Raw genomic sequence first — 26,980 nt, 5'->3', positions numbered from 1 at the left:
AAAAATAAACAGATGAAAGTAAGATGGTTATTATTGATCCTGCTCCCATTCAGCGTAATGGGGCAGGAGCTGTACCGCCTCCCAACGGATACGGATACACGCTGGATTAGTTTCGAAAACCGCAACGGCGAAAAAGGTAAAGGCGGGATGGAAAATAAAGGCGCCAAAGGGCATGCCTGTGATACGCTGAAAGCCGGCGCCACTGTTACCCTGATGGATTACGACGGCGCCGGGGTTATCAACCGGATCTGGCTCACTACTTCGCAGCGGGCGGTTATCCTGCGGTCCGTTCATATTGATATGTATTGGGACGGCGCCGCCAAACCCGCGGTGTCGGTGCCACTGGGCGATTTTTTCGGGGTAGGACTGGGCCGTAAAACGCCGTTCCAGTGTGCACTGTTTTCCGATCCCGAAGGAAGATCTTTTAACTGTTATATCCCTATGCCTTTTAAAAAGCATGCCCGGATTGTATTGGTGAATGAGTCGGCCGAAACGCACCTGTTGTTTTATGATATCAATTTCTCTGCGTTAAAAAAAGCGCCGAAAGACCAGTTGTATTTTCATGCATACTGGAGCAGTAACAAGCGTACTGCCCTGGGAGAAGATTTTGAGTTGTTGCCGCCTGTAGCCGGCAAGGGCCGGTACCTGGGGAGCAATATGAGTGTAATGGCAGATAAGGTATATGGTAACAGCTGGTTTGGAGAGGGGGAAGTAAAAGTATATCTCGATGGAGATAAAAATTATCCTACGCTGGTGGGTACCGGTACAGAAGACTATATCGGAACAGGCTGGGGGCAGGGCGCCTTTGCGCATTTGTACCAGGGCTGCCCTATAGCAGATGATAAGAAAAAGCAGTGGGCTTTTTACCGGTATCATATCCCGGATCCTATTTATTTCCACAGCGGCTGCCGGGTGAGCATACAGCAGATCGGCGGTACCGGAAGGAATGAGTTACGGGCTATTTCGAAAGCGGGCGCCCGTATGAAACCCGTCACGGTGACTACTCCGCAAACGGTGGCAAAGATCCTGGAAGATCCTGCTTATCCGGGTCTTTTCGACGAGCGTTTTCCCAACGGCTGGGTAAATTTTTACCGGTTGGATAACTATACGGCTACGGCTTATTTCTACCTGGACAACCCGGAGAATAACCTGCCTGCGCTGGCGCCCCTGGCAGAGCGATTGGAAGGTATACTTTAATCACTTTCACGGCTATACGCTAATCATATGAACTGGAATCAACCGGATATCTGGATTGTAATAGGCTATTTGTTACTCATGTTGGGGATGTCGTTTTGGCACCGGCGTTTTTCGGGCAGCAACCTGGAGAATTTTTTCCTGGGCGGCCGCAAAGTGCCGGGGTGGCTGAATGGCATCTCTTATACTGCTGCGCTGGTAAGTCCGGATGCGGCTACCGGTTATGGCGGTTTAGGCGTAGTAACCGGCGCCTTTATTTCCTGGTGGTACCTGAGCCGTTTCGGGCTCGCGTTGTTTTTCGGCGGTGTACTTTTTGCCGTATTCTGGCGACGGCTGAATCTTTTTACCTCGCTGGAATTTTACGATCTGCGTTTTCAGCCCCGTGCAGCGGCTGCCATGCGTTTATGGATTGCCCTCCGCACTTCCATGATTGCGATGCCTGCATGGACCGGTATTACCTTACTGGCGGCATTTAAGATCATGGGACCTGCGTTCGGGTTAACAAAAACAGAAACGCTCTACCTGATTGTGCCGGTTTCCTTTCTCTTTGTTTTCTTTTCGGGTTACAAAGGCGTGGTGATTTCCAACCTCGTGCAGATGATCATTTTCTTTGCCGGCACGTTGACGCTGGCAGTGCTGACGCTGATGCATTTTGGCGGCGCCGCTGCTATGACGGCAACGTTGAGCAATACTTTCAGCAGCACCCACCCGGAGGTGTTGCAGATGATGCCGCCGGTGCGTCACGACGTATTTCCGCTGGCAGCTGCCATGGCGTGGATGCTGGGACAAAGCATCGGTTATGGCGGCGATGCGGCGCCGATGGGAGGCGCCATGGAAGGACAACGTATTTTGTCGACTCGCACACCTGCGGAAGCGCTGACCATGTACGTAGTAACCGCACTCAGTATGTTCCTGTTGCTGCTGCTGGTTACCCTGCCCAGTATATCCGCTGCCGTTATATGGCCGGAACTGCGGGAAGCAGGTGCGGACCGGGAGCTGGTATACGGCAGGCTTATGAAAGTAATGCTGCCTGCCGGCGCTATGGGATTGCTGGTGGCGGCGATGATGGCGGCTACCATGTCTACCGTTGGCGACAACCTGAACTTCGGCAGCCAGGTGCTGGTAAGTGATATTTACCGGAGATGGTTTGTAAAGAAGGCCAGCGAGAAACACTACCTGCTGATCGGTAAACTCGGGATGGCCCTCATCCTTTCCCTGGCGGTGGCCGTGGTATTCAATGTGAGTATTATTACCGACGTAGCCATTTTTATGCTGCAACTCAGTGCGGCAGAACTACCTGCCAACTGGGCGCAATGGTGGTGGTGGCGGTTTAACGGGCCAGCCCGTATGGCAGCTTCTTTTGGCGGCGCGCTCATTTTTTGCATCGTAGTGCTCGGGCCGGCGCTGTTACAATACCTCGGCGTATCGTGGGCATCTTCCCTTATCATTCCCTGGTGGTGGCAAACACTGCTGGTGATGGGTATCACCACTGTGCTTTGGATCGTGGTGGCGCTGTTAACACCACCGGATCCGCCGGAATTATTGCAGGCGTTTTATTTACGCGCCCGCCCCCTGGGCTGGTGGAAAACGTATAAACCGGTGAACAGCACATTATCCAAAGAATATCCGCTGTCGCCCATCCTACGTGGTATAGGCATTGCCGTTATAGGCTTCGCCGCCACCTCGTTACTCATCACCGGGCTTACACAATTATGGTTTGCCCGTTACGAACAGGGCAGTCTTATGCTGCTGGCATCGGCTGTATTGTTTTTCTTTTTCCGGAAGACGGCTAACGCCTACCTGGATTATCTCTCTTCCAGGATCAGCAGCCAGTCGACGCTCATGGAAAAACAAACCTTTCAGGATTTACATCAACATTCTTTAAAAAAATAATTATGGGAACAAAAAAAGAGATCAGGACAAAAAGCGAACATGTACTATACCTGGGCGACTGGGTATTTCACCTGGGGCCCACCTTTATTGAAACACCTTTTGGCACCGAAACCAAAGATGCAGACCTGCATTTTTACGGAGAACGGCTTACAGAAGCACTGGAACATGTGGCAGATGTCACCACGCTGGCCAACTGGGAATTATACCGGCTTGCACCGGGCAAGCTGGAAGCCTTCCTGGAGGAGTCAGTAAGTCTTATTATCAGCGATGTGGAAGCCAAATGTTTTCACCTGTATCCCAGTTTTTTTGATCGTTCCCGTCGTGAAAACAGAGTAGTCACCTTTCCCGACCGGCTTATGCTGATCAAAGAATGGATCCGCGACGGCGGCGGTTTGATGATGCTCGGTGGCTGGTTATCGTTCAGCGGTGTACAGGGGAAATCCGGTTGGGGCAGGTGTACGCTGACAGATGCTTTGCCGGTCGATTGTCTCGTAACGGAAGACCTGGTGGAGTCCTCTGCCGGCTTTACACCGGAAGTACTGCAACCCGAGCATCCGGCAGTGAAAGGGTTACCCTGGGATCAGTTTCCGCCCATCTTTGGCTACAATGAAGTAAGCGCCAATGCTGCCGGTGAAGTACTGGTACGGGTAAAAGAAACCGGGCATCCGCTGGTGGTAGCTGGCGCCTATGGCAAAGGCAGGATATTGACGTATATGTCGGATCCGGCGCCGCATTGGGGAATCAACTTTGAATTGTGGGAAGGCTATGATGCTTTCTGGCAGCAATCACTGAATTGGGTAAAGAAACAACATGGATAACAATGTACTACAGGCAGGTACTGCCATCGCGGACATAACGCCACCACTGGAAGTGGGCCTGCTCACTTCTTCGGTACAAGGTACCTATGCACCGTTCACGGCGGTACGGCTGCCGCTGAAAGCCAGGATCCTGGTGCTGGTATCCGGCAACGAAAAAGTAGCGTTGGTATCGCTGGACCTGCTGGCGTTAAACGATACTTCAGTGGATGGATGGGATGCCTTTAAAACCGGGTTGTCTGCCGAAATTGCCCCGGAACACATTATACTAACGTGCACGCATACACATACCGCTCCCGAGTCGGTAGCATTATCGGAGCTATATCTTTCTAAAGAATACCGGGAATGGCTAAACGAAATGCAGCAACGCATTAACATGGCTATATCTGCGGCGATACGCAGCGCGAAGGAATGCCGTGTAAGCATCGGCAGTACAAGGCTGGACGACTACAGTTTGCAACGCCGCATTCCAACAGCGGAAGGCATTACCATGTCGGATGCCCTGCAACCGGTAACAGTCGAAATGATGAACAGGGAACCGGTGGACCGCCGTGTGCATGCGGTTCGTTTTACCGACAACAGCGACCGGGCTATTGCCACTATCGTTCATGCGGTTTGTCACCCGGTACATGAAATGTGCCTGCCGCATATTTCACCGGATTTTCCCGGCGAGCTATGCCTGGCGCTGCAAGAAACAGCATGGGCCGGTATGCCGCTGTTTCTCAACGGCGCCGCCGGCGATGTAAACCCACCAACGGTATCGGGGGGAGCCGGCGATGCGCGCCGGCATGGTCGTGCATTGGCCGGGGTGGTGGAAAAGGCGGTGTGGACGTCAGCAATAGCAACCGGCTTTGCTGTAATGCACATGGAAATGGATTTTCCGATTCGTAGCAGCGTAAACGTTAGTAACCCGCTCGATGCGCTGGCCCGTATTAACGCCGTGGCAATAGGCCCGCTGGCTATCCTTTTCCTGCCAGGAGAGCCTTTTACGGAAACGGCCATGGAAATTGAATACAGATCGCCATTTGCATATACGCTGGTTGCAGCCTATGCGGAGAACTCTATCGGGTATATTCCCACTGCGGAAGCCTTTGATGCAGGCGGCTACGAAACCGGACCGGGTAAGTGGTCTTTCCTGGCGCCGGTTACAGCACAACTGCTGGAAGAAGCCGCCCTGCATTTATTGGATCAGTTACATCATAAAAAGCGCGTATGAAAAAGAATATTTTGACAGGTATTATGATCTGTTTGGTTTGTTGTATTACGCAAGCCTATGCCATCACCAAACCTTTGTTTTTTTGCGGCAGCACTAAAAATGACCTGTACCGGTTGTTGGTAGCAGAGGGATGGTCCGTAAAACAGTTTGATACGCCGGAAGCCGCCATTCACGCAGCTACTGCCGGCGCCGGGGTGTGTATCGTTGCCGGCAGGTACCCGCAGGTAGATCCGAAGATCCGGATCACCGATGCCCTGCTGCAGGAAGCAAAACAGAAACACCTGCGATTATACCTTGAGTATCCCGCTGCTTTCCCGGGATTGGACCTCCCAAAACCCGTGGAAACCCGGCTGGAAAGAGGGGTGGTAACCAGCGAAGTTTTCGGCGCTACCTTACCGCCCATGAGTGTGATGAGCATCCATAACTGTTTCGTACAGCCGGTAACGGTAGACAACCCTTTGCTGGTGCTGGCGAAAGTGGTGGGTTTTGATAAAGCAGAATACGGATTGAAAGATACCAAAACGTACCCGCTGCTCTTTGAAAAAGACCAGGTACTGATATCTGCCACCGCGCTGAGTAATTTCGAAAGAGGCCGTTATGGTCCCGCTGCTTCCGTGAAACAGGTAATAACGTATATCCTTTCCCGTATTACGGGCGAGGCAGCCGTGGCCATAAAGCACTGGCCTATGGATGTGCAGCCGATGTTTGACCGGAATGCGCCATTGCCGGCTTCCGCCCGGTTAAACAGCATTCGAAAAGGAACGGACTGGTTTTATAAAGGCCGCTTTTTTGTGAACCGTGATCTGAAAAGCGACTGGGTAAAATTTGGCACCATCGATCCGCCGGTAGGGCCACCGGTACCTGCGGGCGTAAAAGATGGCAATGGCTCCGAAGGTATTATTGAAGGCCATACCTCTACCATCAACTACGACGGCACCCAGCAGTACCGTTACTGGCTTCGCGCCGATGTACAGGGAGAGGTAAGCATGGCGCTGTCGGCAGCCGGCAGTTTGCTGCATAACAAAGATTACCGGCAACGCGCCCGGAATATCATTCATTTCCTGCTGGAAACATCCAACATGCGTTCCGGCGCTAAAAGGGATAGTACCAGCGCAGCCTACGGTTTGATCGCCTGGGCCACTACTAACCCTTCCGTATATACGTTTTATGGCGATGATAATTCCAGGGCTATTCTCGGTGTGCTGGGCGCCGCCGCCTATCAGCATACCGGCGAGTGGGACAAGGAAATGGCGGCGGCCATACTGGCTAACTTCAGAACAACCGGGAAAGAAGGATTCCGTGGCGAACGCCTCGAAGAACCCGATATTATAAAAAATGGCTGGCAGTTTTATCAGAACAGGTCGCTAATTCATCCGTCGCCGCATTTTGAATCCTGGATGTGGGCGCTCTATCTCTGGCTCTACGATAAAACGAAATATGAGCCGCTGCTGACCAAAACAAAAAATGCCATCCGGATCACCATGGAAGCCTACCCGGACAACTGGCGCTGGGGCAGCAGTATGCAAACCCAACGCGCCCGCATGATCCTCCCGCTGGCCTGGCTGGTGCGCGTGGAAGATACGCCTGAGCATCGCGCATGGCTGGATAAAATGGTGAATGAAATAACGCGCTACCAGGATGAAAGCGGTGCTATCCGCGAAGAACTGGGCGTGAAAGGGAAAGGCATGTTTAACCCGCTGAACGCTAATAAGGACTACGGTTCCGATGAAGGGTCACTTATATACAAAAACGGGGAGAAAGTTTCCTGCATGCTCTACACCTGCAATTTTGCATTATTCAGCCTGAATGAAGCTGCGCAGGCAACCGGGGATAAAAAATACAAAGCAGCAGTCGATAAATTATCCGGCTTCCTGACACGCATACAGGTACAAAGTAAAAAGCATCCCGATCTCGACGGCGCCTGGTTCAGAGCGTTTGATTACGGACGCTGGGATTACTGGGCCTCCAACTCCGATGCAGGATGGGGCGCCTGGTGTACGCTTAGTGGCTGGATCCAGAGCTGGATCGTTACTTCGCAGATCCAGATAGAGCAACAACAGAGTTATTGGGATGTCACAAAAAAATCGGGGATTAATGGTCCTGCACAATCACTTATCAGCAGCATGCTTAAATAGACGAACGGTTATGGGGGTACGAAAACGCTTTACGTTGAGTTGCACTGCCGTTGTAGGAATATGCATCAGTATATTGCTGTTGACCGCCGTTCCGGCCGCCGCCAATATCCGGCTGCCGGCCATCATCGGCAGCAATATGGTATTGCAGCAGCAACATCGTGTAAAGCTATGGGGCTGGGCCGATCCGTTGGAAAAAGTGGTGGTTACTACCTCCTGGGATCGGCAAAGCTATCCTGTTACCGCTACCGGCAATGCCCGCTGGGAGGTGAGCATCCAAACGCCCGCAGCCGGCGGCCCTTACAGCATTACTTTCGCCGGAAAAAATAAAATTACACTTACCAATATCATGCTGGGCGAAGTATGGATATGCGGCGGACAAAGCAACATGGAAATGTGCGGGCAATGGGGACTGGCAGACATCAAAGCAGCGCTGCCCACTGCAGCCAACAATGATATCCGTTTCTTTCATATCCCGAAAACTACGGCTACCTGTCCGCAGGATGATGTAAAGGCCAGCTGGACCACCTGCGACAGTAGCACACTGAATACCTTCAGTGCAGTGGCTTACTTCTTTGGAAAAAAATTACAGGCGAAGTTGCATGTGGCTATCGGGCTGGTTGCTGCCAGCTGGGGCGGCACTTCCGCAGAAGTATGGACACCGGACAGCATTATTCAAAAGGACACCATCCTGAAAACTGCCGCTGCAGCCATTGCCCCGAGCGGGATGTGTCCGCATACACCGGGCATAGCCTGGAATGCCATGCTGGCGCCCATTACGAACTACGCCGCTGCGGGCGCGATCTGGTACCAGGGCGAAAATAACACCAGCACCGCCGGCACCTATGCACGCCTGTTTACTAAAATGATAGATGCCTGGCGCTGCGCCTGGCAGGATACCCTTCCGTTTTATTTTGTGCAGATCGCCCCCTTCAACTACCGCGAAAAAAATGTGGGCGCCTTGCTGAGGGAAGCGCAGTGGCAAAGCAGCCGGCATCTGCGTACAGGCATGGTCGTGATAATGGACCTGGTGAATAATGTGTATGATGTGCATCCGGCTAACAAACACGATGTAGGCGCGCGACTGGCAGACCGGGCGCTCGGGGACACCTATCATATTCCGGGGGCGCCGTATGAAAACCCATCTTATCAATCTGCGGTAGTGCGTCAGCATAAAATGCTCCTTTCCTTTGATCATGCTGCAACAGGTTTAACCATACAGGGGAAAACGATCAGGGAGCTGTTTATTGCAGGCAGCGACCAGGTATTCTATCCTGCTGAATGCAGTATCAAAAACAATACGCTGCTCGTATGGAGCAGCGAAGTGAAAACACCGGTGGCAGTACGTTATGCTTTTAGCAATACCGCTATCGGCAATCTTTTCAGCAACAACGGTTTACCGGTTGGCCCTTTTCGTACAGACGGCTGGCCGGTAGCAACAAAATAACAAGTATGAAATATCTGATCATTTCGATAACATTTTTATTGTCGGCCACCAACCTGTTATCCGCACAGGATCTGGGGAGCCTGACACAAATACGTTCGCATGTAAAGTCCCGGCGTATCAGCAGCTACGACAAAGCCGGTGGTCCCAATGATAACCTGCAGCATATTGAAAACGGCGGTAAACGAACGCTGGTGGATATCAGGGGCGCAGGTGTGATCCGTCATATCTGGATCACCATGTGGCCGGCGCCCGATAAATTAAGCCGTAACGATGTGATCATCCGCATGTACTGGGATGGTAAGCCGGAGGCATCGGTGGTGTCGCCTATCGGTCCTTTTTTCGGGCAGGGCTGGAACGAATCGTATTCGTTTACCTCGCTGCCGCTGGCAGCCGCGCCTATGGATGGTACCAGCCTCGTGAGCTATTTTGCGATGCCCTTTTCCAACGGCGCCCGCATAGAAATAGAGAACCAGTCGGGCGCCGAAATACAACCCTTTTATTTTTGCGTGGACTATGAAGAAATGGACAAGCTGCCTGCCAATACCGGTCGGTTTCACGCCTGGTACAACAAACAGCTCATGGGATCGCAGGACAGCATCGAAAACGAGCACTGGGTGTTTGGACCGGAGGGCAATAACCTCGACGGGAAAAATAATTATGTGATAGCCGATGTTAAAGGCGAAGGTCATTTTGTAGGGGTGAACTATTATGTACAATCACCCACGCCGCTCTGGTATGGAGAAGGCGACGATATGATTTTTATTGACGGAGAAGAGAAACCTTTGAATGGTACTGGTACAGAAGATTATTTTAATACTGCCTGGGGCCCCAAGGTATTATACACGCATCCTTACTTTGGCTATGCACGGGTGAACAATGATATTGGCACGTTAGGCCGCACCCATCTGTATCGCTTTCACATTACCGACCCGGTATATTTCAGCCGGTCGCTGAAGTTTACCATCGAGCATGGGCATAATAATGAAATGACCCTGGACCTGGCCAGTGTGGCTTACTGGTATGAACGCGAGGCCACAGCTGTACCGCCGATACCGGATGCCGCCGGCAGGAAGCCGATGCCGCCTATCGACTCCTATGATATTCATCGCTGGCGCAATGAGTGGCGTAAAAGCCGCGGCAAAGATCCGAAGTTATGGAGGTAGTCATTCGCTTAAAATCATCCGCCATGGAAAAATTATTATTGTTATTATCTTTTATGGTGAGCGTATCCTGTGGAACGAGCAGGGATGCCGCAGTAACGTCGCCGGTTATACGAAAAGACAGCACCTTTACAAATCCTTTACTGGACGGAGGCGCCGACCCCTGGGTGATACAAAAGGATGGCTTCTATTATTATATGAGCACCGGCGTAAGCCGCATTTTTATCCGTAAAACAGCGGCCATGTCGGAGTTGAAAAACGCCGCCGCCGTAACCGTTTGGACGGCGCCCGCTACCGGTCCCAATTCAAAAAATGTATGGGCGCCGGAGCTGCATTACCTGCAGGGAAAATGGTACCTGTATTATACTGCCGGCGCCACCGGGAACCTGGCCACCCAGCGTTGTTTTGTTTTGGAAAACAGCGGGGCGGATCCCATGCAGGGCATATGGACGGAGAAAGGAAAAATCGGGGATCCCAACGGCGATTTCTTTTCGATAGATGGTACTGTACTGGAATACCATCATAAAAATTATTTTATCTGGAGCGGACAGATTTCCGGCACGGACATCACCCAACGATTGTATATCGCGGAAATGGAAAATCCATGGACGCTGAAAACCGGCAGGGTACAGATTTCTATGCCGCAGTACGATTGGGAGAAAAACGGGCAGCCGGTAAATGAAGGGCCGGAAATTTTAAAGAATGCCGCAGGTCAGGTATTCCTTGTTTTCTCTGCCAGCAGTTGTGGTACTGATAATTACTCGCTGGGTATGCTGCGTTTAAAGGAAGATGGCGATCCGCTTCATCCTGCCGACTGGACCAAATCGCCCGAGCCGGTATTTACAACACAGGTCACCAATAATGTGTATGCCCCCGGGCATAACGGTTTTTTTATGTCGAAAGATGGAAAAGAAAACTGGATCATCTACCACGCCAATCCGCAGAAAGGGCAGGGCTGTGGCGGTGCGCGAAGTCCGCGTATGCAGCGGTTTACCTGGAAACCAGATGGTACGCCGGATTTTGGCGTGCCGCTTAATCCATATTATCCAATCACCAAACCTTCAGGAGAATAGTATTATGGCGACTTATATAAAACGGGGACAAAGTAATGCAGCCATCAGGGAAGCTGATGCCGGTATTAAAACAACGGTGGAAAAAATGATCAGGGATATTGAGCTAAGGGGCGATGAAGCTGTTCGCGGGTATTCGGCCTCGCTGGATCATTGGTCACCTGCTACTTTCCGGCTTACAGCTGCAGAAATTGATGAGATCATTGCGCAAACGCCGGCCACGGTGATAGCGGATATTAAGTTTGCGCAACAGCAGATCCGTTTCTTTGCGGAGCAGCAGCGGGCGTCGATACAGGACATTGAAATAGAAACGCTGCCGGGTGTTTTCCTGGGGCATAAAAACATCCCGGTAAATAGTGCCGGGTGTTATATCCCGGGCGGCAGATACCCGATGGTGGCCTCTTCGCATATGAGTATTCTTACCGCAAAAGTGGCGGGTGTAAAACGGGTTATTGCGTGTACGCCGCCTATCAACGGGAAAATTCCTGCAGCCACAGTATGCGCCATGCACTTTGCCGGTGCCGATGAAATTTATATCCTGGGTGGTGTGCAGGCTTTGTGCGCGATGGCGATCGGTACGGACACCATTGCCGGAGTAGATATGATTGCCGGCCCGGGTAACGCATTTGTTGCCGAAGCGAAGCGGCAGTTGTACGGCAGGGTGGGAATAGACCTGTTTGCCGGGCCAACGGAAATATTGGTGATTGCTGATGAAACCGCAGATGCCGAGATGGTTGCCTGCGATTTGCTGGGACAGGCAGAACATGGTCCCGGTTCTCCCGGTGTGCTGATCACTACTTCACCCGCATTGGCACAGGAAACATTAAGGGAGATAGAAAAGCAACTGGCGGTGTTACCGACCGCTGACATTGCCAGGGTGGCCTGGGAAAACAATGGCTCCGTGATGATAGTGGAGGATGAGGCCGAAGCTATCAGGGAAGCTGATGAGCTGGCGTATGAGCATGTGGAGGTACTGACCCGCGATCCGCAGTTATTTCTCGATAACATGACCAACTACGGGGCATTATTCCTGGGCCCCGAAACGAACGTGGCTTATGGTGATAAAGTGATTGGCACCAACCATACACTGCCCACCCGGCAGGCGGCGAGGTATACCGGTGGTTTGTGGGTAGGTAAATTTCTGAAGAACTGTACCTATCAGCGATGTACCCCGGAAGCAAGTGCCATGATCGGCGAATATGCCATGCGGCTATGCGACCTGGAAGGGTTTGCCGGACATCGTGAACAGGCAGCGCTGCGGGTGAGGAGGTATGGATAAATAGCTTTTAGCAGTTAGCTTTTAGCTTTTAGCTGATGATGTTTTTTTCTAACAGCTAATAGCTGTTAGAAGCCAACTGCTAAAAGCTAACAGCTGTTAAACCCAACACCTGCTAAGAGCTAAGAGCTAACAGCTAAAAGCTAATAGCTAATAGCTGTTAAACCCAACACCTGCTAAGAGCTAACAGCTAAAAGCTAATAGCTGTTAAACCCAACACCTGCTAAGAGCTAACAGCTAAAAGCTAATAGCTGTTAAAACCGAACACCAGCTAAAAGCTAATTGCTAAAAGCTAACAGCTATTAAAACCGAACACCAGCTAACAGCTAACTGCTAAAAGCTAACAGCTGTTAGAAGCTATATCCCTTCATGTATTGCAGCGGTGTTTTTTTGGTGATGATTTTAAATTGACGGTTGAAATTGGAGAGATTGTTAAAGCCGCAGGTGTAGCCAATCTGCGATACGCTCAGGTTATTTTCAATCAGCAGTTTGCACGCATATCCAATGCGTATTTCCAGCAGAAATTGCCAATAGGTTTTTAGCGTGCGGGATTTGAAGTACCGGCAAAATGAATTGGGGCTTACGTTAGCTGCTGCAGCTACTTCTTTCAGGGTAATTTTATTCTGGAAGTTATTAAAGGTGTAGGTGTAGATCTGGTTAATATTATCGGTATTGCTGATGTTATAGGTGCTGGCAAACCCGATACTGGACAACAGGGTATATTCTTCTGATTGAGCGATGAGGTTTAGCATGGAGAGCAGGTATTCAATCCGTTGTACCTGGCTGGCATGCAGGATGGCCTCCATTTTCTGGCTTACAATTTCGCGGGTGCGGCCGTGTACCCGGATGCCGTTCTTTGCCTTTTTCAGGAGGTCTTTAATGCCTTTCATTTCTGGCAGTTCAAGGAAGGCAGTGCCCCAGAATTCGGCTTTGAAATGGATGGCTACGGCTTCGATCTGCAGGTCGGGTAGTTCCTGGAAATAGATTTCATCGCTCCGCCACATATGTGGCAGATCGGCTCCCAGTAAGATGAGATCGCCGTCGTTGAAACGTTCCATGCTATCGCCCACCAGCCGCATACCGCTGCCTTTCCGGATCAGGGTAAGCTCTGTTTCCGGGTGGTAATGCCAGTGGTTATAGAGGTAAGGATAGATGTCTTCGCGAATACTAAAAGAATAATTATGGCCCGTATCAACCTTGCGCAGAATTGGTTTCATAAAGCAGAATTCATAGATGAATCTAACAACATTTTATCACGCAAAAAAATGCATTTGCCAATATAGTACAGATATGTGCCAATGTAAAGGTATTTTTCCCGGGCTAAAAAGCTTTTATTTATGGGAATCATCATCACGGCTGCTCTTTGTATATAAACTGGCTGTCATTTTTTCCTTCTTTCGAAAAATGAAGAAAATACTTTCCTATGTATGCCTGTATGTCTTGCTGCCACTATTTTTGCAGGCACAGCATACCAGCAAAATACCCGTAGTTCCCGCCGGAGAAGATGCTTACCTCATGTGGGAGAAGTGGCCCATGCAGCGGTTAGGCGTGAGAACATATATGAGGAGTACTTACGATCGGGCGGGTGGTAATGAACATGCGGATGCCGGACATTTTTTATTTATGAACGGCGAACATGAAAATATAACCCTGGACGTAAACGGTAAAGGCATCCTTTATTTTTTTCGTTCCAATCACTGGCATGGCAGTCCCTGGCACTTTATTACTGATGGACAGGATCATGTAATATCTGAAGCAGGTACTGCCGATCCGGTGAATGCCCGCCGGGATATCAAAGGCGGCGGATTTATTCCCGCATTGCCTTTTCCCAGGCCGCTGGCCTGGACCTGGGGCGATACCAAAGGCGCCGACCTGATATGGACACCGATACCGTTTGAACAATCGGTTAGACTGGCATATTCCCGCACCCACTACGGCACCGGTTATTATATTTACCAGCTGTTTGCCGATCCCCAAAATCTTTCCCGGCCCATACACTCCTGGAATCTGCAACAGGCGCCCGATCCGGCAGTAATAGCGCTGTTGAACAAATCAGGTACCGACATAGCCCCGCAGCATATTCCGCAACAGAAAGGCAGCGTTACATTGAATCACGAAAAAATATTGCTGGCAACCATCCGCCGCCGCAATAGTACGGTGCGTGCCTTTAAGCTGAGTCTGCCGCTGGAAAAGGCAGAACAACTGGAGCGGGTGTGGATACGTATTACCTGGGACGACGCAGCAGCACCGTCGGTAGACGCGCCGCTATGCCTCTTCTTTGGCGCCGGTACCCTGCACAATCGCGATAACAGGGAATATCTTGTTAAGGGGTTTCCCATTAACATCCGGTTCGATACCCTGCAGCATAAAGTAGTCCTGGCCTGTTACTACCCAATGCCGTTTTTTAAATCAGCAAAATTTGAACTGACAGGTATTACCCCCGATGAACATACAAAGATCGATTATGAAATCAGGTATGCCCCCGATAAAACCCAACCCCAATGGAATGCATATTTTCACGCGAACTACCAGGACTTTCCTGCGCCTGAACCCGGGAAAGACCTGATATTACTGGATACCCGCGGCGCTGAAGGGCATGCCAACTGGTCCGGCAGTTTTGCAGGCACCTCTTTTGTCTTTACCCACAAAGGCGAACTGGGCACGCTGGAAGGCGATCCCCGTTTCTTTTTTGACGACAGCCAAACACCGCAGGCCCAAGGTACCGGTACGGAAGAGTGGGGCGGCGGCGGCGACTACTGGGGCGGAGAAAATATGACGCTGCCCTTCGCAGGACATCCCTGCGGTGTAGCCAAAAAAGAACAGGCAAAAGATCCGAAAGACCTCCTGCATTCTGCCTATCGCTTTTTACTGGCGGACATGATGCCGTTTGGACGCAATGCAAAAATACAGCTGGAACACGGTGGTGAAAATCTTTCACGCGAGCATTATGAAAGCGTGACGTACTGGTACGGTCTTCCTGCACCATCCCTGTTGAAAACGGATGAACTGGACGTTGGTAATATTGCCAGTGAAAACAGCCACGGATGGTATTCTCCGCAATCTTCCCCGGTGGAAAATATTGTGTCAAGATATGAACTGGGAATAGATTCTTTTGTAGTACGTAACCCGCCGGGTACATCTCCCGAAAAAATAAAACAGGAAGTGTATCCTGCTCACCAGGAAGATGGCCGTTACACGCAGGGAACATCAACATTTACGGTGCAACTCGATCCTGCCAACAAAGGAGCCCTGCTGCGACGCACCCTGGATTACAGTCACCCGAACCAGAAAGCAGCGGTATATATTGCCGATGGCAACGGCGATACCGCGCATCTGCAATGGACCTACGCCGGTACCTGGTACCTGGCCGGCGCCAATACAGGCGTATTCAGCAATGTGCCGAAAGAGCTGGATAACCGCGTGCATATTGTACAAACCAGCAACCGACGTTTCCGGGACGATGAATGGCTGGTGCCTCCGGCGTTAACGAAAGGACGCAGCCGTATCCGGGTGCGGCTGGTGTTTGTTCCGGTAAGCCAGGAAGTATACCCGGGTTATCCTTTCCCGGGTGCGAATGCCTGGAGTGAGTTAAGGTATACAGTATATAGTTATGTAACGCCGGCGTTTAAGGTGAAGTGAGGATCACGACTATGGTTGCCGGCGTTATCTTTTCATCTGTTTATAACATTTGCGACAGCTGTATATTATTGCCACACGTATCATCAAGTACGGCTACCTTCACCGGCCCCATCGGGGTGGGAGGCATACTGAATGTTACTCCCGCCCGGAGTAATCTTTCATACTCTTTATCGATATCATCCACACTGAAGGAAGTAAGGGGAATGCCTGCGTCAAAAAGTGCCCGCTGGTATACGCGTGCCGGCGCAAAGGCCATGGGCTCCAACAGCAACTCTACGCCTTCCTGCTCTTCTTTTGATACTACCGTAAGCCAGGAGTACTCGCCTAATGGTACTTCCCGTTTTTTTACAAACCCGAGTATGGCCGTATAAAATTGCAATGCTTTTTGCTGGTCATCAACCAGTATGCTGGTAACAGTGATCTTCATCGTTTTATTTTTTACAAACATACATGCCAGATGGTAGCCCGGCTTATCGATTATTGCTTTTTTGTGCCTGTTCACGGAATGCGGCGGGCGTAAGACCGGTACTTCTTTTAAACAGTGCAGTAAAAGAAGGAATGCTTTCAAATCCGCATTGCGCGCATACCGTTGCCACCGGCTGATTGGCAGACAAAAGTTTCCGGGCTTCCCGTATCCTTACTGAAATGAGGTGTTGATGCGGCGTATAACCATAATAGGTTTTAAATAACCGGATAAAATGAAATTTTGATAAACAGGCTTCGCGGGCAAAGCCAGCCAGAGACATATTATCCGCAAAATGTACTTCCATAAAATGCCTGGCCTGTATCAGCTGCCTGGTCAGGTATTCTTTTGGATATAATTCGCCGTTTAGTTGATGAAATTGATCGGAATAAAACCCCATAATTTATAAAGTTAAAGAAATAACAAAAAAAAGTGCGGCAAACACTTGACTCTTACGCAACGTCATACCCTACCTTTGTTGGCATCAGAAAAAGAACACCCGTCATGAAGCAGTATGCGGTAAAGAAACTGGCAAAAATAGCAGGTGTGAGTGTGCGCACGCTCCACTATTACGATCAGATCGGTTTGCTGAAACCATCCGTCCGTACCTCCGCGGGGTACCGGTTGTATGGCGAAGCGGAACTGCTCCGGTTGCAGCAGGTGCTTTTTTACAGGGAACTGGATTTTGAGTTGAAGGAAATAGCCGACCTGTTGGATGACCCGGGTTTTGACCTGGTACAGGCCCTGGAAGGGCACCGGCAAAGGCTGTTGCAGAAAAAAGACCGGATAGATGCTTTATTGATGACGGTACACAAAACAATTCTTCACCTGCAAAACAATGTAAAAATGAATCCGGAAGATTTATATCAGGGCTTACCCAAAGAGCAGGCGCAGGCCTGGCGCAACGAAGCCCGCGCAAAATGGCCTGGCCAGGTGGAACATGCCGAAAAACAATTACTGACCATGGACAAGGAAAGCTTTCAGCAGCTGCAGGATGGGTTTAAGGCCAACTGGAATGCGCTGGCAGCGATGAGTCACCTCGATCCCGGCGCCGCGGCAGTACAGGCAGAAATTGACCGGCACTATCATTACATCTTGCAGTTCTGGGGCAAAACAGGTAAACAGGGCGAGGCCTATAAGGGGCTCGGTGATCTGTTGACCAATGACGAACGCTACACAAAGGTGGACGGGTTGGAGCATCCGGCATTCGGCCGGTTTATGCAACAGGCCATTTACGTATATGTAGCGGAGCATCTAAGTTAAGGAGCAGCGTAACCCTGTGCAGGAGCTGCGCAGGGTTACCTGTTTTAATTACATGGAGGTCCGCCATCGCGCTTACTGTCTCATAGTTTTTGCCCGTTTGAAATGATTTGTATACTTTGCCGGCGTCAAAAACACGTTACTGATGGAATTAAAGGATTTATCCCCGCAGCCGTTATGGCAATACTTTACTGAGCTGAACGCAGTACCCCGCGCTTCGAAAAAAGAAGAGGGCGCCATTGCATTCATTATGAATTTTGGTAAAAGTCTGGGGCTTGAAACACGCAGGGATGCTGCCGGGAATGTAGTGATTAAGAAACCCGCTACGGCAGGGATGGAGCAGCGAAAAACGGTGATACTGCAGTCCCACCTCGATATGGTACACCAGAAGAATGGCGACGTGGTGTTTGATTTTGCCACCCAGGGTATTGATATGTATGTGGACGGCGATTGGGTGAAAGCGCGTGGTACTACGCTGGGGGCCGATAATGGTATTGGCGTGGCTGCAATCATGTCGGTGCTGGCGGCGAAAGACATTACGCATCCGGCTATTGAGGCCATGTTCACTATCGACGAGGAAACAGGTATGACCGGCGCCAAGTCACTGGACCCGGCTAATTTTTCAGGTACTATTCTCCTGAATCTTGACACAGAGGAAGAAGATGAGCTGACGATCGGTTGCGCCGGCGGATTAGATACCAATACCAAAGGAGTATATAAAGAAGTGCCTGCGGCAGATGGGATCGCCTCGTTTGATATCCGGATCAAAGGTCTTATGGGTGGACATTCCGGCATGGATATCCATAAAGGAAGGGCAAATGCCAATAAGCTGATGAACCGCCTGTTGTATAATGCGAAGAAAAAATTTGATATACAGTTGTCGACTTTAGATGGCGGAAGTCTGCGGAATGCGATTCCCCGCGAATCCAATGCCACCATAACAGTGCCGGCGGGGGGAAAAGATAACTTTGTTGCTTTTGTTCACGACTTCGCCACCGTGCTGAAAGAAGAGTATGCAGCTATTGAAGCAGGTCTTACAGTGGAAGTGAGTCCGGCAGAAAACCCTGCCACAGTGATGGATGCTGAATATTTTCCGCGGGTACTGCGGGCTGTTTATTCCGCTCCCAACGGCGTATTCCGCATGAGTCCGGATATTGACGGACTGGTAGAGGCGTCATCCAACCTGGCACGGGTGATTGTAAAAGAAGGGGTTTTTATTACACAATCTTTGCAGCGGAGCAGCGTGGAAACCACCAAGGAGGATGTGGCGGCAGCGGTAGGCGCTGCCTTTGAAAACATCGGTTGCGAAGTAGCGCAAAGCGGCGACTATCCCGGATGGCGACCAGATGCTGATTCTGCTATCCTGCGATTGCTGCTGCAATTATATAAGGATCATTTTACGCATGAACCAAAAGTGGGGGCTTGTCACGCCGGACTGGAATGTGGTATTTTAGGTGGTCACTTTGGCGGTTTGGATATGATTTCCTTCGGCCCTACCATACAAGGGGCGCATTCGCCGGACGAAAAAGCGCAGATCTCTTCTGTGGGCAGATTCTATGATTATTTGTTGCATATACTGAGAGAAATCCCCGTGAAGTAACAGCAATTGTTATAAAATGCATAAGACCCGGCGATTTATCGCAAGGTCTTGTGCATTTAGCACATGATGTTGAATGCCTGTTGATGTATATTAATTGGCTGCATTGTAAGCAAAGGCAAATTCCTTTGCAAAATCAACCAGCCGTCTTTCTCCGAAGGCCGTGGCGGCATGTTTGCGGTAGTCGTCAAATAAAGTACCTTCTCTGAGTGCTACCCCAATTTCAATCACGTATACTCTTGCCATTTGCTCGGTGAATCCGTTTTGCAGCATTCCCTGTAACATATCCTCGTCGGAGAAGCCGATCCATTTCAGTTCCGGCTGACCGATCGCCTCGCCTAATATGCCGGCAATTTCAGCGCCATTTTTTTCATCGCTGGCAATGTAGCGCACTGTTTTCCCGGTAAAGGAAAGCGCATCCAGTGCTTCAGCAGCAGCGGCGGCAATGTCGTGCGGATGAGATAATACCATGCTGGTATCTGCATCGAAATTGTTGCCAATGATGTGCTGGTGTTTTATCATGGACAAACTGCCATAGAAGTTGGTATAAAACATACCGGGGCGGAGATGTAGTACATGTGTATCCGGCAGTGCATTCAGTTGTTGCTCTACATAATAATTGGCGCTGTTGGGACCCGGGCCATCAGGAAGATGGGCGCCAATGGCACTCAGGTTAACCACATGCTTTACGCCCGCCTGTGCAATGGCAGCAGTATAGCGGTCGCCCGCCGATTTCATATAGGCATGAATATCTGCTGCCTGAAAGTTAGGTGGAATCATGAGGTATACGGCATCCGCATTTTTAAAGGTGCGCAACAGGAAATCCCCGTCCTCTATAGATCCGATTGCCGGTATAGCATTGAGTTGGGTAATAGCGGCGGCTCTTTCCGGGTTATGGCTGATGACGGTAACCTGGTGACCTTTTGCAATGAGCTGTGTAGCGAGGGGCTGGCTGATGTTTCCTAAAGACCCTGTGATAGTAATGTTCATAAGAAATATGTTTTAATAATTTTCTTGTACAAAAGTAGGATAGTACTTACTTTTGTACAAGTACTTACCCTAAAGTATGTATCTATGGCAAAAGCAAAAGATAACTCTACCATCCAGGCAAATAAGAAGGCAGCCTTCCAGGAATGCCCGGTCACTTATGTAATGGAGAAGATCGGCGGATACTGGAAACCTATCATCCTGTTCCAGTTATTATCGGGCAGTAAAAGATATAGTGACCTGAGAAAATCCATCCCGGCCATTACAGAAAAGATGCTGATCCAGCATCTAAAGCAACTGGAAGCCGATGACCTGGTATTGCGGGAAGCAAAGCAGGTAGTGCCGCCGCATGTAACGTACAGTCTTACAAAAGCAGGGCAGGGGTTAAAACCGGTATTGTATGCGATGGCGGTATGGGCAGTGGACGACAGCAAAGAAAACGCTGCCACTTTCCGCAGAAATTTGAAAAATTTTCCTGGTGTACCAAACACCCCCTGAGCTCCGGAGGTGTTTTAGCAACGAAATTAATCTGCAAAGAAATGCGCGATATCCTCGTTGATATGCAGCTTTGCTTTTAGTTGCGTGAGTTCTTCGGCCGACAACCGGATCTGTTTCAGCGGCTCCAGGCAGGGATCGGAACCGGTAACCAGTTCACTTCTTATCCAGTGTGCATGGGCAAGATCGATATTCAGTTCATTGACGGCTTTTTTTAGCCCGGTATCCAGTACTTTGACGGCTGCGGCAGGATCTTCTTTAAAATCACGCAGCCGTATCGCCAACGCTATGGCTTTCTGCAATGGCGTTAACCCTTCTTTTTCCGGTTCGTTAAATGCTTCCGAATCGGCTTCTCCCATCGTAACAAAAATCACGGAGTTGCCTGATGGGTCGGTGACCGTAAACCTGGTGGCGCCAGGCTTCATTTTTGAAATACGTGGTAATCCTGTAATCGGTACTTTGCCGGTATGTGTACGCAAACTTTGGGTAAATGTGGCATACAGGGCGGCTACATCTTTGATCGTTACCAAACAGCCGCTGTACGATTTTCCGGGCTCGAGTCCCTTTACATGTACAAAATGCAGGGCGGAACACGCCCGTTCCACTACCCCGTACTTATAGGGTCTGTTTTGGTAGTAAGTTGTTTTGTAGCCGAGTAGTTCCCAGAATGCCAGGGTATCATCGAGGGACAGGCATTGCAAAATGGGGACTGTCAGCCATTCTTTTTGAAGCATAGACGGAAAAGTTTTAATCGTGCAAACATATTTTTAATTTTATTTCCGGGCGCTTTATATACTTTTTTGCCGATAAAGGAGAATAGTGAGAAACGGCTGATTATAAACGATTTACTTTGCTGTTATGAAAGACTTTTTGCATGAGAGCCGCATCTATTACAATCCAATTGAATTTGCCATGGCGCATATTGGCGGTACCTGGAAAATGCCGGTACTGCTATGTTTGCGGGAGGGACCGGTGAGATACGGCGATTTGAAAAAAGCCATTTCGCATATTTCTGATAAGATGCTGATTACACAGTTGCGGGAACTGGAGGAAAAAGGAATGGTGACCCGTATTACTTACCGGGAAAAGCCGCCGAGGGTGGAATATGCTTTGACGCCCCGGGCAGAACAGGCGCTTCCTGCTATTGATGTATTGATGGAATATGGGCGCTTCCTCATGAAAGAAGAAAAGATAGGAGAGTGATGACCTGTTCGGATATTGATAACAGCGCCGTCTTTCAGAAAATGGGAAGGCGGCGCTGTTGTACTAGTGTATACGTCCTTTTTCATCCGCATTGCCGGTATCGGTGCGGATCGCTTTATGTTCGCTGCTGCCAAAGCGATAGCTGACACCCAATAATACGTACCTGTAAAGCTGGAAGTTGGTCAGCTTTTGCGGGATGCCGTTGATATTGGTAGACACGGCCGTGGCGCTGCTGAGGAAGATATCATTTACGGTTAATGAGATATCTATTTTCTTTTTTAACACGGCGGCTTTCATACCTACATCCATTTTGTAGTAGGCATCCGTTTTGCCGATATGATCTACTTCCGGGAACTGGTACCAGCAATTGATGGCGGCAGCCAGCGTTTTGTCGCTGTTCAGGTAGATATTATTGTTGGTAGCCAGGTAAACGCCTATACCTTCTACACTCTTGATGTATGGCACGGCCGACCTGGCAGTGGTATGATACACGCTTACCTGGTTGTTGTTATCGAGCCAGCCGAACAGCTGGAGGGAGATGCTCTCCGATATGCCTGCTCGATATGTTTGAATAAAGTTTAACGGTTTCGTATATACGAGATTGGTATCGGTGCTGGCCACTGTGATATAGTTAAACCCGTTATTGGTAACATTGAAAAATACAGAGGAGGTCAGCATATTCTTATAGGTATGCGATACCTCGAAATTCGTGTTGTATTCAGGCGCCAGGTAAGGATTTCCTTCTCCGTAGCTATAGGCGGTATACAACGATTTGAAAGGATTCAGGTTCCAGAACGAAGGCCGGTTGATACGTTTACCCACGTTGAAAGCCAGGCTGTTGTTGTCGTTTGCCTGGTAAGATACCGACAGGGATGGAAACAGGCGGAAGTATTTATTAACCGTTTCCTTATTTAACGTGTAGGAATAACCTTTGGTTTGAGTAAGTTCTCCCCGCAGGCCGGCTTCATATTTCCATTTGCCGAACGCCTTGCTTATGCTGATATACAGCGCCTGGGTGTTTTCCTTGTAATCAAATTCATTACTCAGATCAGTATTGTACACCAGTTCATCCCGGCCTGTTTTGTTATAATAAAAGGCGTTGCTGTAGTTATCAATAAAGCTCAGTTTACCACCCAGCATTATTTTCGCAAAGCGGGCAGGGATCTCTGCATCCGCTTTCAGGGTGTATATGTTGATGCGTTGTTTGTTATTGCTGAAGTAACGGGAGGTAGCGGTAGGGTGCACCGGATCGCTTCCAAGGTAATTATGGCTTTCAAAATCGGACTTGTCTGTCCTGTAGTAATTAATATAATCCGCATTGAGCAATAGTTTGCGGCCGCTGGTGTCAAAGTTGATCACGGAATGCAGGTTTACCGCATTGCTGAGCGCGATGGGGTAGTAGGTAGCATATGTTTTTAAGACAGAATCCATTTTACCGCTGGCCTTATCAAACACGGGATTGTTAACGTGGTCGGAGCCATCATAGAGGTTTTTACCGCCCTGGTAGTTGATGCCAATGCTGGTGTTGGGGCTGATCTTATAATCCGCGCCTGCTACTATGTTTACGTTGTAATACCTGTATTTACCGGTATCGCTCTGCAGCCAGGTTTGTTTTGGGTAAGATAAGGTCGTTTGAAACCCTTCCAGGTGATGATCCTGGTCGAGGTTAATGCTGCCATAGGCCGACCATTTGCCGGCGTTATAATTCAGCGTGGCGCTGACATTAACGGCTTCGTAGTCGCTGGCGCCATATACTACGGCGGGGTTGTGCAGCCAGCGCTTTGCGTTGGCCTGTACATTGCCGGAGTAGCCCTGTGTTTTGCTTTGTTTGGTGGTGATATTAAGCAGGCCGGCATTGCCTTCTGCATCATAGCTGGCATTAGGATTTTTGATCAGCTCTATCTTTGAGATCTGGTTGGCCGACATCGATTTCAGGAACCGGATCAGGTCTGTTCCGGAGAGCTGTACCAGCCGGTCGTTGATCATCACTTTTACGGCGCCTTTGCCGGCTATACTGATTTCATGATCATTTACTTTGATACCCGGTACTTTCCCGATGGTGGTGAGTACATCGCTGCCGGTGGCCGTAATGTTGGAAGAAACGTTGTACACCAGTTTATCCGGGTTGTCGTTGATGGCTGGTTTGGCAGCGGATACCACCACTTCTCCCAACCGCGTATCCGCTGTTACCAGCATGATAACAATACTGGTATCTTTTTGTAATACTACGTCCAGTATAACAGGCTTATAACCTGTCAGCGAGGTGCTGACCTGGTATTGCCCTGCGTGCAGCTGCCGGAAGCTGAAATGCCCCGTACTGTCTGCCTGTAAAGCCTGTTGCCGGGTTGAATGTAACCGCTGCAAACGAATCATCGCAAACGGTATTGTTTTTTCATTGTTACTGCGTACTGTTCCTGAAAGGGTCATCTGAGCCTGGGCGTTGCTACATAATACACCGGTCAGCAAGAGTAAAAAAAATAATCTCAAGAATAATGGAATTTATAAATATAAAAGAACTTAAAACATTCCAAGATAATAAATGTGCTTTGGAAGTGAAATAATAACATGATGGATGGTAAATGATAGCCGGTTATTTTGCTTATTTATGGCGTGTTTGTAATATGTTTTTTTAGTAAGGAATGCAAATTTAATTCATACTTTTCCAGCTTATTTTATTCCACTTGAAGCGCCTGTTTTTACCCAGCTTTCATCGTCAAAATATGATGTTATGAACAGCAGAAAAATTGACCGGGAATTTTTCCCGTAAGTGGAGCATCGCTGCCAAATTAGGCGCAGTGCTTTTAATGGGTATGATAGCGTCAGCATCTCTGAAGGCGCAGGTGCCAATCCCAACTCCTCCACCGCTAATAAGCTCAGGGAAACCATAACGCGGCATACTATTTTGCTGCCTGTATACCATACTCATCATAAGCGGTTACAAAGATCAACGTAAAATCGGGCGCAGGCAATTCCTCCGGCCTTCCGGGGTTTGAGTTTGGCAGGCCAAAAACTAAAATCAATGATTTTTTACAATTCCCGGCCCCCGGCGCCGGCTACTTTTGTATTCAATAAAACGATCCAAAAATGAACATCCGGACATCAGTACTGCTCGCGGGATTATTGCTCCCCGGCATCGCAGGCGCTCAACAGGCAAACAAAAACAATCATGATAAAATTGTCAACATGGAAAACAACAAAGCAATCGTAAAGGCATTGTATGATGAATCATTGAATAAAAGGAACATGCAGCTGTTATCTAACTATATCTCTGACGAGTATATTGGCGCCGGAGGTGTAAAAGGGGCGGCTGGTTTTGAAGCGCCGTTAACCAGCCTGATAGCGGCTTTCCCGGATATTCACTGGGAGCTGATAACAGTGGTCGGAGAAGGCAGCCAGGTAGTGGCCAGGTGGAAATGGACCGGTACCCAAACAGGGCTGTACCGGAATATTCCTGCTACGGGTAAAAATATTGTCAACGATGGTATGGCGGTGTATGAATTAAAGGAGGGGAAAATAATTGGTTCAGATGTGCAGATAGATCGTTTGGGTTTTCTCCAGGCGCTGGACGTGTTACCTGCAGAGGTACCGCTGCCGCAGCAGCCGTCGAAAGAGACCGTACAGTTTATTGATAAGTTCCTGGTACCAGCTGACGGTATCGCCGAATTCAAACAGAGAACAGCCATCAACCGTCAATTTATCAAAACGTTACCCGGTTTTATAGAAGATGCGGCATATGAATATACCGATGAAAAAGGAAACCTCATCTGTGTAACCGTAGCGAAGTGGGCAAGCAAAGAAGCGCTGGCAAAAGCCAAAGAAAGCGTGCAGGCACTTTACAGGGAACAAGGCTTCAACCCTGCTGAAATGTTCAGTCGGTTAGGGATTGCGGCCGACAGAGGCGTTTATACATCGATGGATGTAAAATAACAGGACCCACTTCCGGCCGGAGGCTGTCCCACCATTGTGGAACGGCATCTTTGCCTTCCCATATGACGCCTGCTTCGTTGGTGACATGGCAAACTTCCTGGTATATTTTCAGCAGGCGGTTAAACCGGGAGGGCTCGCCTGCTGTGGCGCTATTAGTCCTGATGGCGCTGAGGGTATGGCAAATATCTGTTCGCAGGCCGGCATCGTTTACTACGGCCGGAGCCTCCGCCAGTTGCTGTAATACATGAAATAAGGCGTTTACCATATTGGCTTTAGGCATTTCCCTGGCTACCCTGTCATTGATTTCTTTGGCCAGCGGATCGGCGCCGCTGAGAAAGTCAACAGGTGCTTCTGCATAAACATATTTGGCAAGAGAAGCTGGTGTCAGTGGTTCCAGCCTGAAAGAAAACGGATAACAAGGAGTATCCTGATGATCATCCCGCTCTTCGGCATACAGCGTTGCGCCGATCAGTTTCAGCGCTTGTTGTACCAGCACCAGGTGCCTCATTTCTTCTTTGGCGATGCCGAGGCATACTTCCTTCCAGCTGCTGACCTGGGCCCGGTATTTTTCCGGTATTTGAGGGGTATCCATGCTATAGGCTGCGTAAAGATGTTGCAGCATCGCTCCATGTTTAATTTCTGCTGCTATATGTAACAGAAAGGTCAGGTAGGATGTTCCGCTGAATCCTACTGGTATCTCAATTCCTTCTTCCTCAATCAATAGTTCTTCTGTCAGGAAAGTATGGAGTCCTGCCTTTTCTCCGGAAATTAAAAATTGCCTGGTAATCTCTGCCCGGCGTTCTTCTATCCTGGACCTGGTAAAAACCGGTTCAAGGAGGCGTTGATAGTGACTTTTCATTACGGATAAACAGTTAAATAGTTAAAGCGTCATCATAAGTAAAAGGAGGATAATACAGGTTGCCGTTTAGAGCCATGAAGGGTAGTTCATGTGAGTCGTTTGAACAGTTATTTTGAGTTTGTCTTTATTGGTATTTGGGTGAATAAAATAAGCGCATTTTTATGACCTGGCAAAATATTAATGCAGGTAGACAGGTACAACCGGTTGCGATGTTTAACTTTTGTTTACAATTGTTTAAAATCTGTTGACAGGTTAGTGTGATATTAATGACTAATTTCTATATCGTATTCAACCAGAACTGAACGCTGATAACCAACAGGCTGTTGAGCATTTATTGATGAAAACCC

At 49.3% G+C, this 26,980-nt stretch carries 22 protein-coding genes; 15 read left to right on the top strand and 7 right to left on the bottom strand.

Annotated features, from left to right (window positions below; all coding sequences use genetic code 11):
- The 9 genes from KE626_RS26975 to hisD form a co-directional block, all read left to right on the top strand.
- Positions 1-1,197, top strand: a 1,197-nt coding sequence (locus tag KE626_RS26975; protein ID WP_346344490.1) for a glycoside hydrolase family 172 protein, incomplete at its 5' end; no start/stop codon positions are given.
- Between the two features lie 27 nt (positions 1,198-1,224).
- Positions 1,225-3,087 carry a sodium:solute symporter family transporter gene (locus tag KE626_RS26970; RefSeq protein WP_211976132.1) on the top strand — a complete coding sequence of 621 codons (1,863 nt, stop codon included), beginning with the start codon at positions 1,225-1,227 and terminating at the stop codon, positions 3,085-3,087.
- A gap of 2 nt (positions 3,088-3,089) precedes the next feature.
- The gene (locus tag KE626_RS26965) at positions 3,090-3,905 is read left to right on the top strand and encodes a glutamine amidotransferase (protein ID WP_211976131.1); all 816 of its coding nucleotides are present in this window, start codon (positions 3,090-3,092) and stop codon (positions 3,903-3,905) included.
- Positions 3,898-5,118: a hypothetical protein gene (locus KE626_RS26960; protein WP_211976130.1), complete on the top strand. Its 1,221-nt coding sequence runs from the start codon at positions 3,898-3,900 to the stop codon at positions 5,116-5,118. Before KE626_RS26965 ends, KE626_RS26960 begins: the two co-directional genes overlap by 8 nt.
- Entirely contained in the window at positions 5,115-7,253 is a 2,139-nt protein-coding gene (locus KE626_RS26955) for a hypothetical protein (protein WP_249207716.1), read from the top strand. The genes KE626_RS26960 and KE626_RS26955 overlap by 4 nt, the downstream gene beginning before the upstream one ends.
- A gap of 10 nt (positions 7,254-7,263) precedes the next feature.
- Positions 7,264-8,697: a sialate O-acetylesterase gene (locus KE626_RS26950; RefSeq protein WP_211976129.1), complete on the top strand. Its 1,434-nt coding sequence runs from the start codon at positions 7,264-7,266 to the stop codon at positions 8,695-8,697.
- A gap of 5 nt (positions 8,698-8,702) precedes the next feature.
- Positions 8,703-9,860 (top strand): glycoside hydrolase family 172 protein, encoded by a 1,158-nt coding sequence (locus KE626_RS26945; protein WP_249207708.1) that lies wholly within the window; start codon positions 8,703-8,705, stop codon positions 9,858-9,860.
- 23 nt (positions 9,861-9,883) lie between these two features.
- Positions 9,884-10,930: a glycoside hydrolase family 43 protein gene (locus tag KE626_RS26940; protein ID WP_249207705.1), complete on the top strand. Its 1,047-nt coding sequence runs from the start codon at positions 9,884-9,886 to the stop codon at positions 10,928-10,930.
- A 4-nt stretch (positions 10,931-10,934) separates the two neighbouring features.
- A complete protein-coding gene (gene hisD / locus KE626_RS26935) occupies positions 10,935-12,206 on the top strand; it encodes a histidinol dehydrogenase (RefSeq protein WP_211976128.1) in 1,272 nt (423 codons plus the stop codon).
- 347 nt (positions 12,207-12,553) lie between these two features.
- Here hisD and KE626_RS26930 read toward each other — a convergent pair whose 3' ends face one another.
- Positions 12,554-13,420 carry an AraC family transcriptional regulator gene (locus tag KE626_RS26930; RefSeq protein ID WP_211976127.1) on the bottom strand — a complete coding sequence of 289 codons (867 nt, stop codon included), beginning with the start codon at positions 13,418-13,420 and terminating at the stop codon, positions 12,554-12,556.
- 187 nt (positions 13,421-13,607) lie between these two features.
- Here KE626_RS26930 and KE626_RS26925 point away from each other — a divergent pair, with 187 nt between their 5' ends.
- Positions 13,608-15,842: a DUF2961 domain-containing protein gene (locus KE626_RS26925; protein ID WP_211976126.1), complete on the top strand. Its 2,235-nt coding sequence runs from the start codon at positions 13,608-13,610 to the stop codon at positions 15,840-15,842.
- Positions 15,843-15,882: 40 nt separating this feature from the next.
- Here the strand turns inward: KE626_RS26925 and KE626_RS26920 are convergent, their stop codons facing one another.
- Complete coding sequence (locus KE626_RS26920; protein WP_211976125.1) at positions 15,883-16,269, bottom strand: VOC family protein; 387 nt, start codon at positions 16,267-16,269, stop codon at positions 15,883-15,885.
- Between the two features lie 43 nt (positions 16,270-16,312).
- Complete coding sequence (locus KE626_RS26915; RefSeq protein WP_211976124.1) at positions 16,313-16,705, bottom strand: helix-turn-helix domain-containing protein; 393 nt, start codon at positions 16,703-16,705, stop codon at positions 16,313-16,315.
- 104 nt (positions 16,706-16,809) lie between these two features.
- Here KE626_RS26915 and KE626_RS26910 point away from each other — a divergent pair, with 104 nt between their 5' ends.
- Together KE626_RS26910 and KE626_RS26905 are read left to right on the top strand one after the other, a co-directional pair.
- Positions 16,810-17,568, top strand: coding sequence for a MerR family transcriptional regulator (locus tag KE626_RS26910; RefSeq protein WP_211976123.1), 759 nt, complete (start codon positions 16,810-16,812; stop codon positions 17,566-17,568).
- Positions 17,569-17,710: 142 nt separating this feature from the next.
- Positions 17,711-19,165 (top strand): aminoacyl-histidine dipeptidase, encoded by a 1,455-nt coding sequence (locus tag KE626_RS26905; protein ID WP_211976122.1) that lies wholly within the window; start codon positions 17,711-17,713, stop codon positions 19,163-19,165.
- Positions 19,166-19,255: 90 nt separating this feature from the next.
- Here KE626_RS26905 and KE626_RS26900 read toward each other — a convergent pair whose 3' ends face one another.
- On the bottom strand, positions 19,256-20,152 hold the full coding sequence (locus KE626_RS26900) for an NAD(P)H-binding protein (protein WP_211976121.1): 897 nt from the start codon (positions 20,150-20,152) through the stop codon (positions 19,256-19,258).
- An 84-nt stretch (positions 20,153-20,236) separates the two neighbouring features.
- Here KE626_RS26900 and KE626_RS26895 point away from each other — a divergent pair, with 84 nt between their 5' ends.
- Entirely contained in the window at positions 20,237-20,647 is a 411-nt protein-coding gene (locus KE626_RS26895) for a winged helix-turn-helix transcriptional regulator (protein ID WP_211976120.1), read from the top strand.
- A 26-nt stretch (positions 20,648-20,673) separates the two neighbouring features.
- Here the strand turns inward: KE626_RS26895 and KE626_RS26890 are convergent, their stop codons facing one another.
- On the bottom strand, positions 20,674-21,378 hold the full coding sequence (locus KE626_RS26890) for a VOC family protein (RefSeq protein ID WP_211976119.1): 705 nt from the start codon (positions 21,376-21,378) through the stop codon (positions 20,674-20,676).
- Positions 21,379-21,502: 124 nt separating this feature from the next.
- On the opposite strand from KE626_RS26890, the gene KE626_RS26885 reads away from it, so the two are divergent.
- Positions 21,503-21,847, top strand: coding sequence for a winged helix-turn-helix transcriptional regulator (locus tag KE626_RS26885; RefSeq protein ID WP_211976118.1), 345 nt, complete (start codon positions 21,503-21,505; stop codon positions 21,845-21,847).
- 63 nt (positions 21,848-21,910) lie between these two features.
- Here KE626_RS26885 and KE626_RS26880 read toward each other — a convergent pair whose 3' ends face one another.
- Positions 21,911-24,334, bottom strand: a complete 2,424-nt coding sequence (locus tag KE626_RS26880; RefSeq protein WP_211976117.1) for an outer membrane beta-barrel family protein — start codon at positions 24,332-24,334, stop codon at positions 21,911-21,913.
- A 597-nt stretch (positions 24,335-24,931) separates the two neighbouring features.
- Between KE626_RS26880 and KE626_RS26875 the strand changes: the two genes are divergently transcribed.
- Complete coding sequence (locus KE626_RS26875) at positions 24,932-25,774, top strand: ester cyclase (RefSeq protein ID WP_211976116.1); 843 nt, start codon at positions 24,932-24,934, stop codon at positions 25,772-25,774.
- On the opposite strand, the gene KE626_RS26870 is transcribed toward KE626_RS26875, so the two are convergent.
- Entirely contained in the window at positions 25,716-26,633 is a 918-nt protein-coding gene (locus KE626_RS26870; protein WP_211976115.1) for a ferritin-like domain-containing protein, read from the bottom strand. The two genes, KE626_RS26875 and KE626_RS26870, sit on opposite strands and share 59 nt — an antisense overlap.
- Between the last annotated feature and the right edge of the window lie 347 nt (positions 26,634-26,980).

Source organism: Chitinophaga hostae, from assembly GCF_018224885.1.
Classification (GTDB): Bacteria; Bacteroidota; Bacteroidia; order Chitinophagales; family Chitinophagaceae; genus Chitinophaga; species Chitinophaga hostae.
This window is presented reverse-complemented; position numbering and strand designations above follow the sequence as displayed.

Coding starts and splice junctions, on each gene's coding strand:
- KE626_RS26895 (WP_211976120.1), top strand. CDS start 20,237: ATGGCAAAAGCAAAAGATAACTCTACCATCCAGGCAAATAAGAAGGCA.
- KE626_RS26920 (WP_211976125.1), bottom strand. CDS start 16,269: ATGAAGATCACTGTTACCAGCATACTGGTTGATGACCAGCAAAAAGCA.
- KE626_RS26905 (WP_211976122.1), top strand. CDS start 17,711: ATGGAATTAAAGGATTTATCCCCGCAGCCGTTATGGCAATACTTTACT.
- KE626_RS26890 (WP_211976119.1), bottom strand. CDS start 21,378: ATGCTTCAAAAAGAATGGCTGACAGTCCCCATTTTGCAATGCCTGTCC.
- KE626_RS26925 (WP_211976126.1), top strand. CDS start 13,608: ATGAAGAAAATACTTTCCTATGTATGCCTGTATGTCTTGCTGCCACTA.
- hisD (WP_211976128.1), top strand. CDS start 10,935: ATGGCGACTTATATAAAACGGGGACAAAGTAATGCAGCCATCAGGGAA.
- KE626_RS26915 (WP_211976124.1), bottom strand. CDS start 16,705: ATGGGGTTTTATTCCGATCAATTTCATCAACTAAACGGCGAATTATAT.
- KE626_RS26955 (WP_249207716.1), top strand. CDS start 5,115: ATGAAAAAGAATATTTTGACAGGTATTATGATCTGTTTGGTTTGTTGT.
- KE626_RS26965 (WP_211976131.1), top strand. CDS start 3,090: ATGGGAACAAAAAAAGAGATCAGGACAAAAAGCGAACATGTACTATAC.
- KE626_RS26960 (WP_211976130.1), top strand. CDS start 3,898: ATGGATAACAATGTACTACAGGCAGGTACTGCCATCGCGGACATAACG.
- KE626_RS26870 (WP_211976115.1), bottom strand. CDS start 26,633: ATGAAAAGTCACTATCAACGCCTCCTTGAACCGGTTTTTACCAGGTCC.
- KE626_RS26940 (WP_249207705.1), top strand. CDS start 9,884: ATGGAAAAATTATTATTGTTATTATCTTTTATGGTGAGCGTATCCTGT.
- KE626_RS26885 (WP_211976118.1), top strand. CDS start 21,503: ATGAAAGACTTTTTGCATGAGAGCCGCATCTATTACAATCCAATTGAA.
- KE626_RS26875 (WP_211976116.1), top strand. CDS start 24,932: ATGAACATCCGGACATCAGTACTGCTCGCGGGATTATTGCTCCCCGGC.
- KE626_RS26945 (WP_249207708.1), top strand. CDS start 8,703: ATGAAATATCTGATCATTTCGATAACATTTTTATTGTCGGCCACCAAC.
- KE626_RS26970 (WP_211976132.1), top strand. CDS start 1,225: ATGAACTGGAATCAACCGGATATCTGGATTGTAATAGGCTATTTGTTA.
- KE626_RS26950 (WP_211976129.1), top strand. CDS start 7,264: ATGGGGGTACGAAAACGCTTTACGTTGAGTTGCACTGCCGTTGTAGGA.
- KE626_RS26930 (WP_211976127.1), bottom strand. CDS start 13,420: ATGAAACCAATTCTGCGCAAGGTTGATACGGGCCATAATTATTCTTTT.
- KE626_RS26910 (WP_211976123.1), top strand. CDS start 16,810: ATGAAGCAGTATGCGGTAAAGAAACTGGCAAAAATAGCAGGTGTGAGT.
- KE626_RS26900 (WP_211976121.1), bottom strand. CDS start 20,152: ATGAACATTACTATCACAGGGTCTTTAGGAAACATCAGCCAGCCCCTC.